Origin of the sequence: Primorskyibacter sedentarius, assembly GCF_004342065.1 — a bacterium.
In the GTDB taxonomy this organism is placed as follows: Bacteria; Pseudomonadota; Alphaproteobacteria; order Rhodobacterales; family Rhodobacteraceae; genus Primorskyibacter; species Primorskyibacter sedentarius.
The window spans coordinates 112,652-128,044 of record NZ_SLZU01000002.1; the positions used below are offsets into that span (position 1 = coordinate 112,652).

15 protein-coding genes and 1 tRNA gene are annotated in these 15,393 nt (G+C 60.6%); 9 read left to right on the forward strand and 7 right to left on the reverse strand.

Going from position 1 to position 15,393, the window contains the following annotated elements; all coding sequences use genetic code 11:
- Positions 1 to 472: 472 nt before the first annotated feature.
- The 4 genes from EDD52_RS04385 (at position 473) to hemN (ending at position 4,470) form a co-directional block, all read left to right on the forward strand.
- A tRNA-Thr gene (locus EDD52_RS04385) sits at positions 473 to 548 on the forward strand.
- A gap of 450 nt (positions 549 to 998) precedes the next feature.
- On the forward strand, positions 999 to 1,688 hold the full coding sequence (locus EDD52_RS04390) for a methyltransferase domain-containing protein (protein WP_132242247.1): 690 nt from the start codon (positions 999 to 1,001) through the stop codon (positions 1,686 to 1,688).
- Positions 1,689 to 1,853: 165 nt separating this feature from the next.
- Positions 1,854 to 3,023, forward strand: coding sequence for a WD40/YVTN/BNR-like repeat-containing protein (locus tag EDD52_RS04395; protein ID WP_132242249.1), 1,170 nt, complete (start codon positions 1,854 to 1,856; stop codon positions 3,021 to 3,023).
- A gap of 91 nt (positions 3,024 to 3,114) precedes the next feature.
- Complete coding sequence (gene hemN / locus EDD52_RS04400) at positions 3,115 to 4,470, forward strand: oxygen-independent coproporphyrinogen III oxidase (protein ID WP_132242251.1); 1,356 nt, start codon at positions 3,115 to 3,117, stop codon at positions 4,468 to 4,470.
- A 49-nt stretch (positions 4,471 to 4,519) separates the two neighbouring features.
- On the opposite strand, the gene cls is transcribed toward hemN, so the two are convergent.
- The 7 genes from cls to urtA all read right to left on the reverse strand — a co-directional run bounded on the left by cls (position 4,520) and on the right by urtA (position 12,755).
- The gene (gene cls, locus EDD52_RS04405; protein WP_132242253.1) at positions 4,520 to 5,950 is read right to left on the reverse strand and encodes a cardiolipin synthase; all 1,431 of its coding nucleotides are present in this window, start codon (positions 5,948 to 5,950) and stop codon (positions 4,520 to 4,522) included.
- Positions 5,947 to 6,711: an endonuclease/exonuclease/phosphatase family protein gene (locus EDD52_RS04410; RefSeq protein WP_132242255.1), complete on the reverse strand. Its 765-nt coding sequence runs from the start codon at positions 6,709 to 6,711 to the stop codon at positions 5,947 to 5,949. Before EDD52_RS04410 ends, cls begins: the two co-directional genes overlap by 4 nt.
- A gap of 75 nt (positions 6,712 to 6,786) precedes the next feature.
- The gene (urtE, locus tag EDD52_RS04415; protein ID WP_132242257.1) at positions 6,787 to 7,482 is read right to left on the reverse strand and encodes an urea ABC transporter ATP-binding subunit UrtE; all 696 of its coding nucleotides are present in this window, start codon (positions 7,480 to 7,482) and stop codon (positions 6,787 to 6,789) included.
- Positions 7,483 to 7,485: 3 nt separating this feature from the next.
- The gene (urtD, locus tag EDD52_RS04420; RefSeq protein ID WP_132242259.1) at positions 7,486 to 8,226 is read right to left on the reverse strand and encodes an urea ABC transporter ATP-binding protein UrtD; all 741 of its coding nucleotides are present in this window, start codon (positions 8,224 to 8,226) and stop codon (positions 7,486 to 7,488) included.
- Positions 8,223 to 9,452 carry an urea ABC transporter permease subunit UrtC gene (gene urtC, locus EDD52_RS04425; RefSeq protein WP_132242261.1) on the reverse strand — a complete coding sequence of 410 codons (1,230 nt, stop codon included), beginning with the start codon at positions 9,450 to 9,452 and terminating at the stop codon, positions 8,223 to 8,225. The genes urtD and urtC overlap by 4 nt, the downstream gene beginning before the upstream one ends.
- A gap of 3 nt (positions 9,453 to 9,455) precedes the next feature.
- On the reverse strand, positions 9,456 to 11,411 hold the full coding sequence (gene urtB, locus EDD52_RS04430) for an urea ABC transporter permease subunit UrtB (RefSeq protein ID WP_132242263.1): 1,956 nt from the start codon (positions 11,409 to 11,411) through the stop codon (positions 9,456 to 9,458).
- 63 nt (positions 11,412 to 11,474) lie between these two features.
- Complete coding sequence (gene urtA / locus EDD52_RS04435) at positions 11,475 to 12,755, reverse strand: urea ABC transporter substrate-binding protein (protein ID WP_132242265.1); 1,281 nt, start codon at positions 12,753 to 12,755, stop codon at positions 11,475 to 11,477.
- A gap of 428 nt (positions 12,756 to 13,183) precedes the next feature.
- Between urtA and EDD52_RS04440 the strand changes: the two genes are divergently transcribed.
- From EDD52_RS04440 to EDD52_RS04460, 5 genes are read left to right on the forward strand one after another with little or no spacing between them, the layout of a single operon-like run.
- Positions 13,184 to 13,981, forward strand: a complete 798-nt coding sequence (locus EDD52_RS04440; RefSeq protein WP_341539832.1) for an urease accessory protein UreD — start codon at positions 13,184 to 13,186, stop codon at positions 13,979 to 13,981.
- 1 nt (position 13,982) lies between these two features.
- Entirely contained in the window at positions 13,983 to 14,285 is a 303-nt protein-coding gene (locus tag EDD52_RS04445; RefSeq protein WP_132242267.1) for an urease subunit gamma, read from the forward strand.
- Between the two features lie 10 nt (positions 14,286 to 14,295).
- On the forward strand, positions 14,296 to 14,601 hold the full coding sequence (locus EDD52_RS04450; protein ID WP_132242269.1) for an urease subunit beta: 306 nt from the start codon (positions 14,296 to 14,298) through the stop codon (positions 14,599 to 14,601).
- Complete coding sequence (locus EDD52_RS04455; protein ID WP_165907456.1) at positions 14,601 to 14,915, forward strand: antifreeze protein; 315 nt, start codon at positions 14,601 to 14,603, stop codon at positions 14,913 to 14,915. Before EDD52_RS04450 ends, EDD52_RS04455 begins: the two co-directional genes overlap by 1 nt.
- Complete coding sequence (locus EDD52_RS04460) at positions 14,908 to 15,384, forward strand: lysozyme inhibitor LprI family protein (RefSeq protein WP_243651835.1); 477 nt, start codon at positions 14,908 to 14,910, stop codon at positions 15,382 to 15,384. Before EDD52_RS04455 ends, EDD52_RS04460 begins: the two co-directional genes overlap by 8 nt.
- The last annotated feature ends 9 nt before the right edge of the window (positions 15,385 to 15,393 follow it).

Here is a 15,393-nt window from a genome sequence, read left to right on the forward strand (position 1 = left end):
GCAACCAGTGTGCATTGGCAAGCTTAGCTTTGTGAAGAGGACGCGTGCCAATGCGCGATATGGCGCAAACCAAGTGGCCCAGTTTTACACCGGTACGTAGCCCCATTTTTCTCCGGGATTGACACCCTCCCCACCCTTTCGGCGCAGACCTCAGTTTGCGATCCATCAGTTCGCATTCGCATGGCACCCGATACCAGAGGCGGCCTTGCTGTCTGCGCCAAAAAGAACACCGCCGACTATGACCGGTTTCTCTAAGATTTCTTGTCCCACCAAACAGCCCTATCGTCGGCGCAATCCAATTTCCTGTTTTAGAGTTCAGGCCTTCACCCGCAGCGTGCCCCAACGGTCATTGACTGTTGCCGCACCCGCCCGCCGTTCCTGCACCCCTGTCGCCAGCGACGGGCAAACTGCGGATATTTCGGATCTCACCACTTGCGCGGCCTTCGCCAAATGTCTAAACGGTCGGCGTCGTGCCCCAATAGCTCAGCTGGTAGAGCAACTGTTTCGTAAATAGTAGGTCGGCGGTTCGAGTCCGTCTTGGGGCACCATAGCATACGCTAAGCACATGAAACGCCTCAGCTTTATCTCAGGGTGGAGCAAGCGTAGAACAATAACGCATCGTGCTGCTTCGTGACACTGGCGCCATACGTTTCATCAAGCGGGTACCGAACGTCGGACAGCTTCGTGACGCGCCGCTGAAGATCTGGCGCTCACTTATTTTTCAGGCCAGCCGCAGGAGCTGTTTCACCTGCCGCAAGTCGGCCCAAATCACTTCATGCCGTTTTGTGCCGGATCGGGCCCGGGGACAGCGCTCATTCAGAAGTGCACATGCTGACGCTGGCCGCCGACATCTGCTCTGCCACACATCGTTGCAAGGCGGCCAAACGCTGCGCCGTGGGGTCAGGGAAGAAAAACCTAACTTTTATTCGGTGGCAGCCATAAGTTGGCCGGTAACGTCGAAAAGAATCGCGGTCGGGAGCGGCACGGAGGAAGGCAGCATGCATGTCGAATCTTACGAACATATGGAGGCTGCCTTCACGCAGCATCTGGCGCCTATGGGGCCGGGCCGAGTGTTGGAGATTGGCTCCAAGAGCCGCAAGGCCGAATACCGGCGGTTGTTCGAATCGCACGGGTGGACCTTTTCGGGCGCCGATCTGGGCGAAGGCCCGAATGTAACTGATGTGCTGGAAGACCCCTTCAGGTTTCCGTTTGAGAATGACGCTTTCGACGCGATCATCTCGGGTCAGATGCTGGAGCATAATGCGATGTTCTGGCTGACCTTCATGGAGATGTCCCGCGTTCTGCGTATGGGGGGCATCATGGTGCATATTGCACCGTCACGGGGACCCGAGCACCGCGCGCCGCAGGATTGCTGGCGGTTTTACCGCGACGGAATGCACGCGCTGGCGGAGTGGTGCGGCATGGAGATCCTACAAGCCTCGACCGACTGGTCACGCGCGGATTTAGACCGCAAGTCGCAACACCGCCCCCGCACGGCGCGGAGGATGGAAAGGGACGCGCGTTTTCTGGATTCCGACTGGGGCGATACAATCGGCGTGTTCCGCAAGACTGTGGAGACGAAGCAAAGCAAGGGTGCGGACTATATCCGCCAGTTCGCCGCGCTTTACGAAGAAAAGCCAGCACCCCGCAAGCGCACGACGAAGGCCAAGGCGAAAACATCCGCCTGAGCACGCCTGCAAAACCCGGTTGCCAGGTCCTTCGGCAAGCAAAGCTGCCGTCGCGGTTCGGGGTCGCACAGCTTTTGAAAGGGCCGCGCGAAGCATAGAGCATTTCCATATCCGTTTGGGCGGGGCCTGTGTTATCCAAGGGCTGTTCTTGCTGTGGAGAGCGTTATGTCCAGCCAGGTCACTTTGCTCGTCGGCACCACCAAAGGCGCCTTTCTTCTGACATCAGCTCACGACCGTGAAAGCTGGTCTCTTACCGGCCCGCATTGCGAGGGCTGGCCCATCAACCATGCGATCGGCTGCCCCGATACCGGGTCCATCTGGGCGGCCGGTGGCGGCGAATGGAACGGTGCCGGGGTCTGGCACACGCAGGATCGAAAGACCTGGAGCTTGTCAAAGCTCGCGAACGGCCAGGTTGACGGGTTCATCGAGGAAAACCCCGAGATCGCGGACCATCTGGGCATCACACCGACGGCCTCCGGCCCCTTTTCCGGCCAGATCGATGCGCTTTGGTCACTCGCCCTGTCCGGCGACGCGCTCTATGCCGGGGCAAGGCCCGCGTCGCTGTTCAAGAGTGTCGACCGAGGCACAACTTGGGAAAAGGTGGACGCGCTGACCAGTCACCCCTCCGCGAAGGAGTGGAACCCCGGGGCGGCCGGATTGACACTGCACACGATCGTGCCGCATCCCACGCAGCCCCAGAAGCTGTGGGTCGGGATCTCTGCCGCTGGGGTATTCGCCACGGAGGATGGCGGCGCCAGTTGGGACCGCCGCAATCGCCGGTCAAACGCCGCTGCGCCCGAAACCTTGGGCCACCCGGCGGCTGGCGACGGTCAGGAAATCGGCCAATGCGTCCACAACATGGTGCGTGCGCGGGATACCGACACTGGCGGCACGGATGTTCTTTACCAGCAGAACCACCATGGCGTTTATCGCAGCAGTGATGGCGGGCGCAGCTGGCACGACATCACCGGCGGCCTTCCGTCGACTTTTGGATTTCCTGTCGCCGTCCATCCCCACGATCCGCTGACCATCTGGACGTTTCCGCTCAACGGTGATTCCGCCGGGCGTTATCCGCCGGATGCCTCTGCGGCTGTCTGGAAATCGGACGATGGCGGCGAAAGCTGGTCTGCCAAGCAAGACGGCCTTCCAACCAGCAACTGCTTTTTCACCGTCCTACGGCAGGCGATGGCCACGGATCGCTGTGGCCCTGCTGGTGTGTATTTCGGCACCAACAGCGGGTCGGTTTTCGCCAGCGATGATGAAGGCGAAAGCTGGTCCGAGATCGCCCGCCATCTTCCGACGGTTCTATGCGTCGAAACCGTGCAAACCACCTGAACCGCCGCAACTGCCGTCCGGCCCGGCATTTTGTCCGGCCGATTTGATCCTGCTCAAAGTCTGGGCGCCGGAATTCGGGCAAATCGGCCGCATGACACAGCTCGACCGCCTCAGATCCCTTGGCCTGTTCAACTCCAGGGTGCCCCGCTACACGTCCTATCCGACCGCTCCGGTCTTTTCCCGCGATGTCGGGGCGGCCCAGCAGGCCGACGCGCTTGCGGCACTTGATCCGGCCGTTCCGGTTTCGCTCTATCTGCATATTCCGTTCTGCGAACGGCTTTGCTGGTTCTGCGCTTGCCGCACGCAGGGCACGAGCACGCTCAGCCCTGTAGAGAGCTACGTGGGCACGTTGGAGCAGGAACTGGCGCTTCTGCAAGACCTGCTGCCCAAAGGGTTGCGGATGGGCCGGATGCATTGGGGAGGAGGGACGCCCACGATTCTGCCCCCCGCCCTGATCCACCGCCTTGCACAGGCCGTGCGCGCGGTCATTCCGCCAACAGATGATTGCGAATTCTCGGTCGAGATTGACCCGACGATGGTGGACCGCGCGAAGATCGCAGCATTGGCAGAGGAAGGCATGAACCGCGCCAGCATCGGCATTCAGGATTTCGATCCGCAGGTCCAGAACGCCATCGGCCGCCTGCAACCCTTCGATGTGACCCGCTCCTGTGTGGAGGGTTTGCGGGCGGCGGGGATCACCTCGCTCAACGCTGACCTTGTCTATGGGTTGCCGCATCAGGATAGCGCGCGGATTGACGACACGGTATCGAAGGTGCTGGATTTGGCGCCCGACCGCGTGGCGCTGTTTGGCTATGCGCATGTCCCCTGGGTATCCAAACGCCAGCAACTGATCGACGAAATCGCCCTGCCGGGCGAGACCGCGCGGCATCATCTGGCAGAACTGGCAGCAAAGCGGTTCCGCGAGGCCGGGTTCGCACCAATCGGGATCGACCATTTCGCACGTCAGGAGGACGGGCTGGCAAGGGCCGCGAAAACCGGCCACCTGCGGCGGAATTTCCAGGGCTATACCGATGACACATGCGCGACGCTGATCGGGCTGGGTGCGTCTTCCATTTCTCGCCTGCCCACGGGCTACGTGCAGAATGCCGCGATGACACCCGCCTATGTGCAGAAGATCGAAGCAGGCGAACTGGCCGGGGTGAGGGGGCATGTGATGACCCCAGACGATCTGCTTCGCGCACGCACAATCGAAATGCTGATGTGTGATTTCGCGCTGGATCGCGCAGCCCTGCGGGCAGAGTTCGGATCGCTGGCTGACACGTTGGACGGGCCGGTCGCGCTGGTGGCTTCGCGGTTCAAAGACTTGGTGGACGTCGACACAGATGCGCTTGTGATCCATCCGCAAGGCCGGGCGCTGACCCGCATCATCGCCAATGTCTTTGACGCCCACGAACCGGAAGGGGTGCGCTACAGCCAGGCATCGTGACCCGGTCCGCCCTGCGCGGGTTAGGGGGCATTGGGCTGATCCCCGCCGATCACAGGATCGGACCCGCCGTCGCAACAACATTGTGCCAGATCCGCTTGTAGAAAGGCCATGCCAGGACGTCGGACAAAAGAACCGTATCGGATTGCGTCATGTATTCAGCCTGCCTGCGGGCGATATTGCAGGTAAGCTCCTGATCCTGAACAAGGATGTTGTTTTCGTAATTCAGCGCGAAACTGCGCAGGTCAAGGTTGGAAGACCCGATCAGGCAAAGCCCATCATCGATTGTCAGCGTCTTGGCATGCAGCAAGCCGCCGGTGAATTCGTAGATGATGCACCCGGCCTCAAGAAGCCTGCGATAATAGCTGCGGCTCGCAGCGGCGACGAAAGAGCTGTCATTCATCTTGGGAAAGATCAGCGTGACCGACACACCCCTGTGGCCGGCCGAGATGAGCGCATCCAGAACGGTGGTATCCGGCACGAAATAGGGCGTCGACAGCGTCAGCTTCTGGTGGGCGCAGGCAATGGCGGTTGCAAAGAATTGCGACGTCGCGCCATGCCGCTCTGTCGGGCCATCGCCAAAGACCTGCGCGGCAAATCCAGGCCTGTCAGGGCCATGCAGGGGCTGAAAAGGCCCCAGGACTTCACCGGTCGCGCGGCGCCAGTCCGACGCAAAGAGCAGTTGGTTCTGCGCAACCACCGGGCCTTCGAACCGCACCATGATATCGACCCAAGGGGCGAATTTCGCCTTTGGTCGAAACTCCGGGTCGGCCACATTGCGGCTTCCGCAATAGGTCACCCGCCCGTCGATGACTGTGATCTTGCGATGATTGCGCACGTCGATCCGGCTGGTCAGGATCGTGCGCAACGGCCGGTTCAGCGGCAGTGCTACGGCCAGTCTGACGCCCGCCTCCTGCATGCGCCGCCACAGGGCAGAGCCGATAAGCGCGCGTGAACCCAGCCCATCCGCGATGGCGCGACAGACCACGCCGCGCTGCGTGGCGCGGATCAACGCCTCTGCAATGGCGGTGCCGGTGCGATCCTCCAGCCAGATATAGTTGAGAACATGCACATGATCGGTGGCTTCATCTATGTCGGCGACCATGCTCTCGCAGGTGGCCTCCCCGTCCGGCAACAGGGTCGCACGGTTGCCCTGTGTTGGCGGGAACCCGTTGATCGATGCTGCATACGAAAACGCGGGCAGCCATAGCGCATCGATCATGCTGCGGATCGGGGCGGTCTCGCGAAAGACAAACTCCGCGCGTTGTCGCAGGCTTTCGTGGATTTCGGCGCTGGCCTGCCGGGCTTTGCGACCCAGATCAGCTTCGCCGAACAGAAAATACCCCACGGCCCCGACATAGGGGACAGCGATCAGGACAATGAACCATGCAAGCCGCGCGGGCGGCGACAGGTATTCGCGCAGAAGGATCCGCAGACTGAACCCCGTGACGATCAAGACGTGCAGGACGAGGGCCCAACTCATTGCGGATCGCCGGACAGGTCAAGATCTATGACGATCGGCAGATGATCAGAGGCCCGAGAGGCCAGCGCAGAGACATGCACATGGCTTGCCGCATGCATGACCGCGCCCTTAAGCACGAACCGGTCCAGCGCCGCGACGGGGCGGGAGGCGTGAAAGCTGTTGCCGGGCAGGATCATCTCGCATCCCTTGCCCAAGGCGGCACGATGACCCTCTTTCGCCCAGGCGTTGAAGTCGCCTGCGACAATGATCGGATGGCTGGCCGTTGCGAGGTATTGCCCCAATCGCTGCATCTGCCTGGCCCTTACGCTGCGCATCAGCGCAAGATGCACGCCGATCACCTCCAACCCCGGCGCCGCGAAAACGGCCGCCACGGCGCCACGCGGTTCCACCGTCGGCAGATCGATGCGTTTTGCCTTGTCGAGGCTCAGACGGTTGGGGCGGTAGAGGATCGCATTGCCGTGCCAGCCGTGGCTGTGGGGCCGCGTTGAAACGTCCACCAGACGGTAACCAAGTTCGTGCTGCAAACGCTCTTCCGGCAGGACGCCTGATCGTTTTCCGACCCGCTTGTCGGATTCCTGCAAAACCACAACGTCGGCGTCAATCTCTGCCAGAACATCGACGATGCGGCCGCTGTCGCGCCGCCAATCCAACCCCACCGCCTTGCGGATGTTGTAGCTGGTAACGCGTACGAGGCTTTGCCCGCAAAGGATCGGCCCCTGCGTTTCTGTGCGCCCGTTCGTTCTGAGGTCTGCCTGTACCATACCCCTAATGTAGGGGCGCATGGCCCAAGGCGCAAAGTGCCCGACGCACAAACATCGCGGTCAGGGGGTGTGCCCTCAGACAGAAACGCCCTTCAGCAGCTCTGCTTTCGACACGTCCTGTTTTCCACCGGCCAGGGTGACCGCACCACGTCGCAGGACAACGAACTGGTCAGCAAGATCATAGGCGAATTCAAAATACTGCTCGACCAGCACGATGGCCATCTCGCCCTGATCGCGCAGCAGTTTTATGACCTCGCCAATCTGCTGGATGATGTTGGGCTGAATGCCTTCGGTGGGTTCGTCCAGCAGCAAGAGCTTCGGCTTGGTGATCAATGCGCGCGCGATCGCAAGTTGCTGTTGCTGCCCCCCCGACAGATCGCCGCCGCGCCGGGCCTGCATTTCCTTGAGCACCGGGAACAGCTCGAAAATCTGATCGGGAATGAAATGCGCATCCGGGGGCAGGCAGGCAAACCCCGTCTCCAGATTTTCGCGCACGGTCATCAGCGGGAAAACCTCTCGGCCTTGCGGGACGTATCCCACGCCCAGATGTGCCAGCTTATGCGCAGGCAGCACGCCAATCTCTGTCCCGTCCAGCCGCACCGTCCCGGCAGAGCGCGGATGCGTGCCCGAGATCGCCTTTATCAGGCTTGTCTTGCCCACGCCATTGGTGCCCATGACGCAAGTGACTTCGCCTTGCGCGGCCTCCATCGAGATCCCGTTGAGGATTTGCGAATGCCCATAATGCAGGGTCAGATCTTCGAGTTGCAGCATCTGTCAGCGCCCCAGATAGACGTCGATCACGTCTTGGTTGGATGTCACATGGTCCAGGCTGCCCTCGGCAAGCACCGCTCCCTCGTGCAGGACGGTAACCCGGCAATTCAGGCGACGAACGAATTCCATATCATGTTCGACGACCACCACCGCGCGGGTCTTGGCGGCCTCAAGCAGAATGTCCGTGGTGTGTTCACGCTCTTCCGGGGTCATGCCGGCGGCAGGTTCATCCACCAGCAACAGGCGGGGTTCCTGCGCCAGAAGCATGCCGATCTCCAGCCATTGCTTCTGACCGTGGCTCAACTCGCCCGATTTGCGCTCCAGCGCGTCGGTCAGACCAATCTGCTTTGCAAGATCGACAACCTTGGCCCGGTCCGAAGCGGTGGGTTTATAGGTCAGCACCGCCATCCACCCCCGCGGCTTTTTCAACGCCATGGTCAGGTTTTCCTCTACGGTCTGATCCTCGAACACCGTGGGTTTCTGGAACTTGCGCCCCACCCCGGCCTGGGCAATCTTTGCCTCGCTCAGTTTCAGAAGAGAGATTGATTTCTCACCCCAGATGACGCGGCCCTCGTCTGGTTTGGTCTTGCCGGTGACGATGTCCATGAAGGTGGTCTTGCCCGCACCGTTCGGGCCAATGACGGCGCGCAGCTCTGCATCGCCGATGCTGAAGGACAGGTTGTTGATCGCGCGGAACCCGTCAAACGTGACCGATACGCCCGATACTTCCAGAAGTGTGCTCATTGCTCTGCCTCCTGTTCACGCAGCGCCCCGGCATCGGGCCCAAGGTCCGCGCCATGCCGGTCAGGGGATCGCCGATCTGTCCAGAGATCGATCAGCCCGCCCATGCCCTTGGGCGCGAACAGCGTCACAAGGACGAAGGACAGCCCCAGCAGGACAAGCCACCAGTCGACCCATTTGATGGTGTAGACGCCCAGTGGAATATCAGGTGCCTGCCCGCCGGTGAACCAGCTGGACAGCAAGCTGACAAGCGCCGCACCGATCACCGCGCCATATAGACGCCCGCGCCCGCCGATGGCGACCCAGACAGCAAGGTAGATTGACGCGATGGGCGCAATCTCTGCCGGGTTGATGATACCTGCCTGAGGGTAATACAGCGCCCCGGCAATGGCCGCGATGCAGGCCGTCAGGGTGAAGACCGTCAGCTTGTAAGCCTCGACCGAATAACCAAGGAAGCGAACGCGTGCTTCGTTATCGCGAATGCCCTTGATGACCGACCCGAACTTGCCCGACACGACCCATGCCGCCAGCAGGTAACCCGCCCCCAGGGCAAAGGCAGACGCCCAGAGAAACCACATCGACACGGCATCCTGCGACGCGGTGACACCGGGCAGGTTCTGCAAGCCAGACAAGCCATTGTTGCCGCGCAACCCGCTGTCGTTCTGGAAGAGGTAAAGCGCAAGCGCAAGCGTCATGGCTTGCGTCAGGATCGACAGGTACACACCCGTGACCCGGCTGCGGAATGCCAGCCAGCCAAAGACAAGCGCCAGCAAGCCGGGCACCAGAACGACCATCAGCAATTGCAGAAACAGGCTGTCGGCGAAGATCCAGATCAGGGGAAACTCGCTGGACCCGACCACGCCGAAGATCTGGTTGCCAATCGCATCGACAATCTCGGACTGGGTTGCGGGGATCTCTGACTGGGACAGGGAATCCACCACGATCATGCGGGTGCGTTCATACATCAGCCACATGCCGATCATGTAGCCGCCAAGGCCGAAAAAGGCGAAATGGCCAAGGCTCAGGATACCTGTGAAGCCCCAGATCAGGTCCATCGCGACGGCGATCAGGCACAGACACAGCGTCTTGCCCAATGTCTTGACGAAACTGGTGGAGATCACGCCGATGCCGAACCCCTCTGACAGGACGGTGACGCCCAGCGTGAAGAGGGCAAGAAGCGCCAGAAAGATCAGGATGGAGGGGTTTTTCGCGATGAAGCTGCGTTGCATGGCTCAGTCCCCCGCGGCCCGGCCCTTGAGGGCAATGATGCCCCTTGGCCGGAACTGGATGAAAATGATGATGAAGACGATCATGTAGGTCTGCGCGGCGAGCGTATTCGACGGGTTCAGCCACTCGATGCCCTTTTGCAGGAAGCCGATCATCGTGGCACCCAGAAGCGTGCCCCAGATATTGCCGACACCGCCGACGACCACGGTCATGAAGCTTTGAACGATATAGTCGGATCCAAGCTCTGACGTGACCTTTGCGTAAAGCCCGATGGCGACACCCGCGACCCCGGCGATACCGGAGCCCAGCCCGAAGGTCAGCATGTTCACCCGGCCCGGATTGATGCCCATAGAGGCCGCCATGCGCGGGTTTTGCGTGACGGCGCGGGTTTCCAGACCCAGCCGGGTACGCTTCATGATGAAGAGGAACACGCCCAGGAAAATCAGTGCCAGAACGAAGATCGCGATGCGGATATAGCTGATCGATACCACGTCATTCATCACCAGCGCACCGTCCAGCCAACCGGGCGAGGTCAGCGGGCGCGCCTGCGTGCCAAAGATGTTTTTCGCCAGCTGCTGCAACGCGATAGAAATCCCGAAGGTCGCCAGAAGCGTCTCCAGCGGGCGGGAGTAAAGCCAGCGAATGACCAGACGTTCCATCGCCACACCGGCGGCAAAGGTGACCGCAAAGGCCAGCGGGATCGCCACGATGATTGAAATCGTGTGATCCGGGATGATCTGCTGCACGACATATCCGGTATAGGCGCCCATCATGATGAATTCGCCATGCGCCATGTTGATCACGCCCATGACGCCGAACGTGATGGCCAACCCGATCGCCGCAAGAAAATAGATCGACGCGAGCGACAGGGCATCGAGTACCAAATCAAGGCTCTGGTTCAGGCCGACCTTGGTGTCGATCTTCCGCAGCGCCGCCACGGCCGCTTCGGTCACTTCGGGTGAACGATCCGCATAGCTGTCGAAAAAGACGTGCTGGCCAAGCGATGCCTGGATCTGCTCTTCGGTAACGAAGGGCGGTGCCAGACCCTCTTCGGCCAGCCGGATATAGGCCGCACGCCGGTTTTCGTCATTGTCGAGGATCGCCAGCGGAAATCCCGCAACCCGTCCGCCACTGATATTGTCGGCAAGCGCGTTGCGGATGGCATCGTCGGGGATGCGCGGCGGGGCCAGACCTTTGGCGACAAGCATGTCATAGGCCTGCGCCTCGGTGAAATCATCCTCCCCCGGAGACAGGATTTTGGCGACGTTGATCCCTTCGGGCACGGCCTCTGGCGCAACTGCGCGCGTCGTTGCCACCAGCGGGTTGAGCGTGGCGCGCAGATCCACGCCCAGATCACCGGACATATCGTCAATTGCGGTGATCCGTGCGCTCGTGTCGGTGTCGTAGCCGATGGTCAGCAACCGCTCCAACCGCTGCTTTTGCGCAAGAAGCACCGGGTCCGTCTCGCTTTCGAAAGAGGCGCGAAGTGGCTCGAGCAAAGACGCTTCGGGATCACGCTGGATCGAGGTCAGCGCATCCTGACGCTTGGCGGGGTCCGGGTCCATCAATTGAAACCGGACAAGTGCCGTACTGATCATCGCGCGAATGCCGCTATTGGGTTTTAGCTGTTTGAGGTCGGATTTCGCGATGGCGCCAACCACGTCGCCCGTATCAAAATCGATCAGACGGACCTGTTTGTCCTCTGCCTCTTCGCCCTTGAAAAACTGCCCATCGGACTCGCGCGACCACATTTCCTTGTTCGCCCAGGCCTCCAGCACGGCTTGCGCCTGGGGCAGCCCGCTCGCGGCGATGGCATCAATGGCCGGACCAATAGTCTTGCGAGAGCTTTTCAGGATCGTCTCCTGATGTTCCTGCAGAACCGGCTGTATGGACGTTTCCTGAGCAGTGGCTGAAAAGCACACCAAAAGAACTGCGAGAGCCGCAAGCAAAAGCTGTTTCATGTCAGGAAAATCCGTGCGCCGTGGGGAGAGGGCCAAAGGCGGCCCCCTCCGATTGATTTGAGATCAGTAGTTCGACAGTGTCTGAACGCAGGTCTCTGTCTCGGTGTTGTACATGCCGCAGCCAAGCTCTTTCCAGTCAGACTTCAGAACCGCAGATTCCGGCAGGAAGTCGGTCCAGGCGTCGCCCGGCACTTCTACGGTCTGGCTGATGATGTCGAACTGGCCATCTTCCTGAATCTCGCCGATCAGAACCGGCTTTGCCAGATGGTGGTTCGGCAGCATCACGGCCGTGCCACCCGTCAGGTTGGCGTATTCCTGACCGTACATCGCGTCGCGCACGGCATCCACATCGGTGGTGCCCGCTTCGGTCGCCGCGTTCACCCACATGTTGAAGCCGATGAAATGCGCCTCCATCGGGTCATTCGTGACGCGGTCTTCACCCATCTTGGCTTTCCACGTCTCGATGAATTCGTCGTTCAGATCGGATTCAGCGGATTGGAAGTAGTTCCAAGCGGCGAGGTGGCCGACAAGGTTCGCGGTGTCCAGGCCGGACAGCTCTTCTTCGCCCACCGAGAAGGCCACGACAGGGATGTCATCGGCGGAGACGCCAGCAGCGGCCAGTTCCTTGTAGAAACCGATATTGGCGTCACCGTTGATGGTCGAAATCACGCCGACTTTCTTGCCGTCCGCGCCCAATGCGACAACATCCGCCACGATCTTGGACCAGTCGGAATGTCCAAAGGGGGTGTAGTTGACGAAGATATCCTCGTCCGCGATGCCCTTACCCTTGAGGTAGCTTTCCAGGATATTGTTCGTGGTCCGCGGGTAGACATAATCGGTGCCCAGCAGCGCGAATTTTTCGACGCCCAGTTCATCAAGGAAGTAATCGGTGGCCGGGATCGCCTGCTGGTTCGGCGCAGCACCGGTGTAAAAGACGTTTTTCGACGATTCTTCGCCCTCATACTGGACCGGGTAGAACAGCAGGCCGTTCAGCTCTTCGATGACCGGCAGAACCGATTTGCGGCTGACGCTGGTCCAGTTGCCGAAAATCACGTCGACATCATGCACGGTCAGCAGTTCGCGCGCCTTTTCGGCGAAAAGCGGCCAGTCCGACGCAGGGTCTACGACGACAGCCTCAAGCTGCTTGCCCAGCAAACCACCCTTGGCGTTCTGCTGCTCGATCAGCATCAGCATCGTGTCTTTCAGGGTCGTTTCGGAAATGGCCATCGTACCCGACAAGGAATGCAGGACGCCGACCTTGATTGTGTCTTCTGCGGATAGTGCGGATGTGGCCAAGCTGGCAAAGACCATCGATCCGGCAAGTGTGGATTTCAGAAAGTTCATACTGTTCTCCTGGCGGGGTTGTCGGGGGTACAGCTTGCGTGCAAGCGCGCCCATTCATCGACTGTCCCTGCATCTTCATGTTGCGCTCCGCGTGGCTGCTGCGTTTGTAGACTCTGACGCGTTGCTGCCACCCACCCCCGATCCCAGACATCGTGTCCCCCGGCGGATGGCCTTTACGAATTTGCAAAGGGGGGTAGTTTGGCAAACGCAAGCGCAGTGCATTTCCTCGCACCGGCTTTGATTGCCCGCTTTTTAATCACATTTCGCGGGCGTTGACTAATTTATTGGCAATACTGCGGAAGCGAAACCCAAACCCGCCCTATTCGGTGGCGTTTGATTAGCAAAAAGGCAAAAACGTAAACGAATCTGGCTCCGAGGACATTCTGATCACACAGCAGGCCGCCATAATTCCCAACCGGGCCAGAGCGTTGCAGCCCCGTGCAAACGGGAAGCTGCATCTAAGCACCAAGCGTGCGGGCAACCGGAGCGTTCTTGACGCGCTGCACCAATCGGGATCTTCGAAATGTCTGTTTCCGCGGTCGGCGAGGCAAGGCCTTGAGGCCGTCATTCTGAATACGGCGGGTGGGGTGACAGGGGGCGATGCCTTTTCGTTTTCCGCCCATGCGGCCGCAGACACTGAACTGACGATGACAACGCAGGCCTGTGAACGCGCCTACAAGGCGCAGCCCGGCCAGACGGGACGCATCAGGAACCGCTTGCAGATCGCGGCAGGGGCCCGTGTCAACTGGCTGCCGCAGGAAACCATCCTGTTTGATGGCTGCGCGCTGGAACGGCGCCTGTCGGTCGACATGGACAAGGACGCCAGCCTGCTGATGGTAGAGCCGATGGTCTTTGGCCGCCATGCGATGGGCGAAACCCTGACGGATGTACATCTGTCTGACCGGATCGAAATCAGGCGCGCCGACCAGATGCTCTATCTTGATGCTGTGCGGCTTAATGGGAATGCTCAGGCGCATCTTGCACAAGCTTTCATCGCTGGCGGTGCCGGGGCGATGGCATCCGTTGTCTATATTGCCGACGACGCCGAGGCGCGCTTAGATGGGATCCGCACGGCCCTGCCCGAAACGGCCGGTGCAAGCCTGATCAAGAAGGATGTGCTGGTGCTTCGTATCCTTGCGCAAGATAGCTTTGTCCTGCGGCTTTCGCTGCTTCCAATTCTTCGCCGCCTCAATGGCAGCGATCTACCCCGATGCTGGATGACCTGACATGAACCTGACCCCCAGAGAAAAAGACAAGCTGTTGGTGGCCCTTGCCGCCGAAGTGGCACGCAAGAGACTGGCGCGCGGCGTCAAGCTGAACCACCCCGAGGCGATCGCCCTGATCACCGATGCCGTGGTCGAAGGCGCGCGCGACGGGCGGTCCGTGGCCGAGATGATGGAGGCAGGTGCAAAAGTTTTAACACGCGATCAGTGCATGGAAGGGATCCCGGAGATGATCCATGACGTTCAGGTAGAGGCCACCTTTCCAGATGGCACCAAACTCGTCACTGTCCACAACCCCATTCGCTGAAGGAATACCCATGATCCCCGGAGAGCTTTTCCCCGCAAGCGGAGACCTGACCCTGAACGCAGGTCGCCCCGTCACAGTCCTTATGGTGGCCAATACCGGCGACCGGCCCGTACAGGTGGGCAGCCATTTTCATTTCGCCGAAACAAACCCGGCGCTTGATTTCGACAGGGCCGCCGCACGCGGTCAACGGCTCGACATCGCCTCTGGCACCGCGGTGCGTTTCGAACCCGGACAGCGCCGGGAGGTCGCGCTTATCCCGCTATCGGGTGATCGGCGCGTCTATGGGTTCAACCAGCAAGTCATGGGGGATCTGTGATGTTTCGCGCACCCTCACCTTTTGATCTGTTGTCGAATGTCTACGAAGTCGGCATGCTGCTGGCCGAAGCCAATGCCGTCATCACCATGCGGATGTTGGGCATGGCCGGGCTGTGGTCTGTCACACCGGGTGAAAACAACCGGATGGTTTCCGAAAAGATCGAAGCGCTCAATCGTTCTGTCACAGCGGCGAACCGAGCTGCCATGACGGGCCAGAGGCCCGACCAGATTGCAGCGGCCGCCCTGAAGCCCATGCGCCAGAAAACCCGCGCCAACAGCAAGCGACTGGCCAAGCGGGGTCCGAAAATTGGCTGAGCAGAGCCTGTTTTCCCACCGGCTGTCTGACCCTGCCTGCCCGTCGCGCCGGATGCGCGGGCGGCGGGCAGGTGCGTTTTGGCTGATTTGCGCAGGGTTGGCCCTGTGTTTTGGCGTCGCTGCGGAGGCGCAGACGCTGGACTGCCAGAACCCGACCACGCAAATCGAGATGACCGGCTGTGCGGCGAAAGCGTACGAGGCTGCCGATGGTGACTTGAACCTTGCCTATAAGATTGCCGTCGAACGGGCCAAGCAGATGGACACCTATCTGCCCGAAGGCGACGTGCCTGCCCGGATCATCCTGCGCGATGCTCAACGCGCGTGGCTGCCGTTCCGCGACAAAGCCTGCGAGGCCGAGAGCCTGCTTGCGCGTGGCGGGTCGATGCAAAACCAGATCTTCTACATTTGCCTCGAGCGTCTGACCCGTCAGCGCACCGAGGATTTGCGTCTTTTCGGCGAAGTATACTGAACGAGGGAG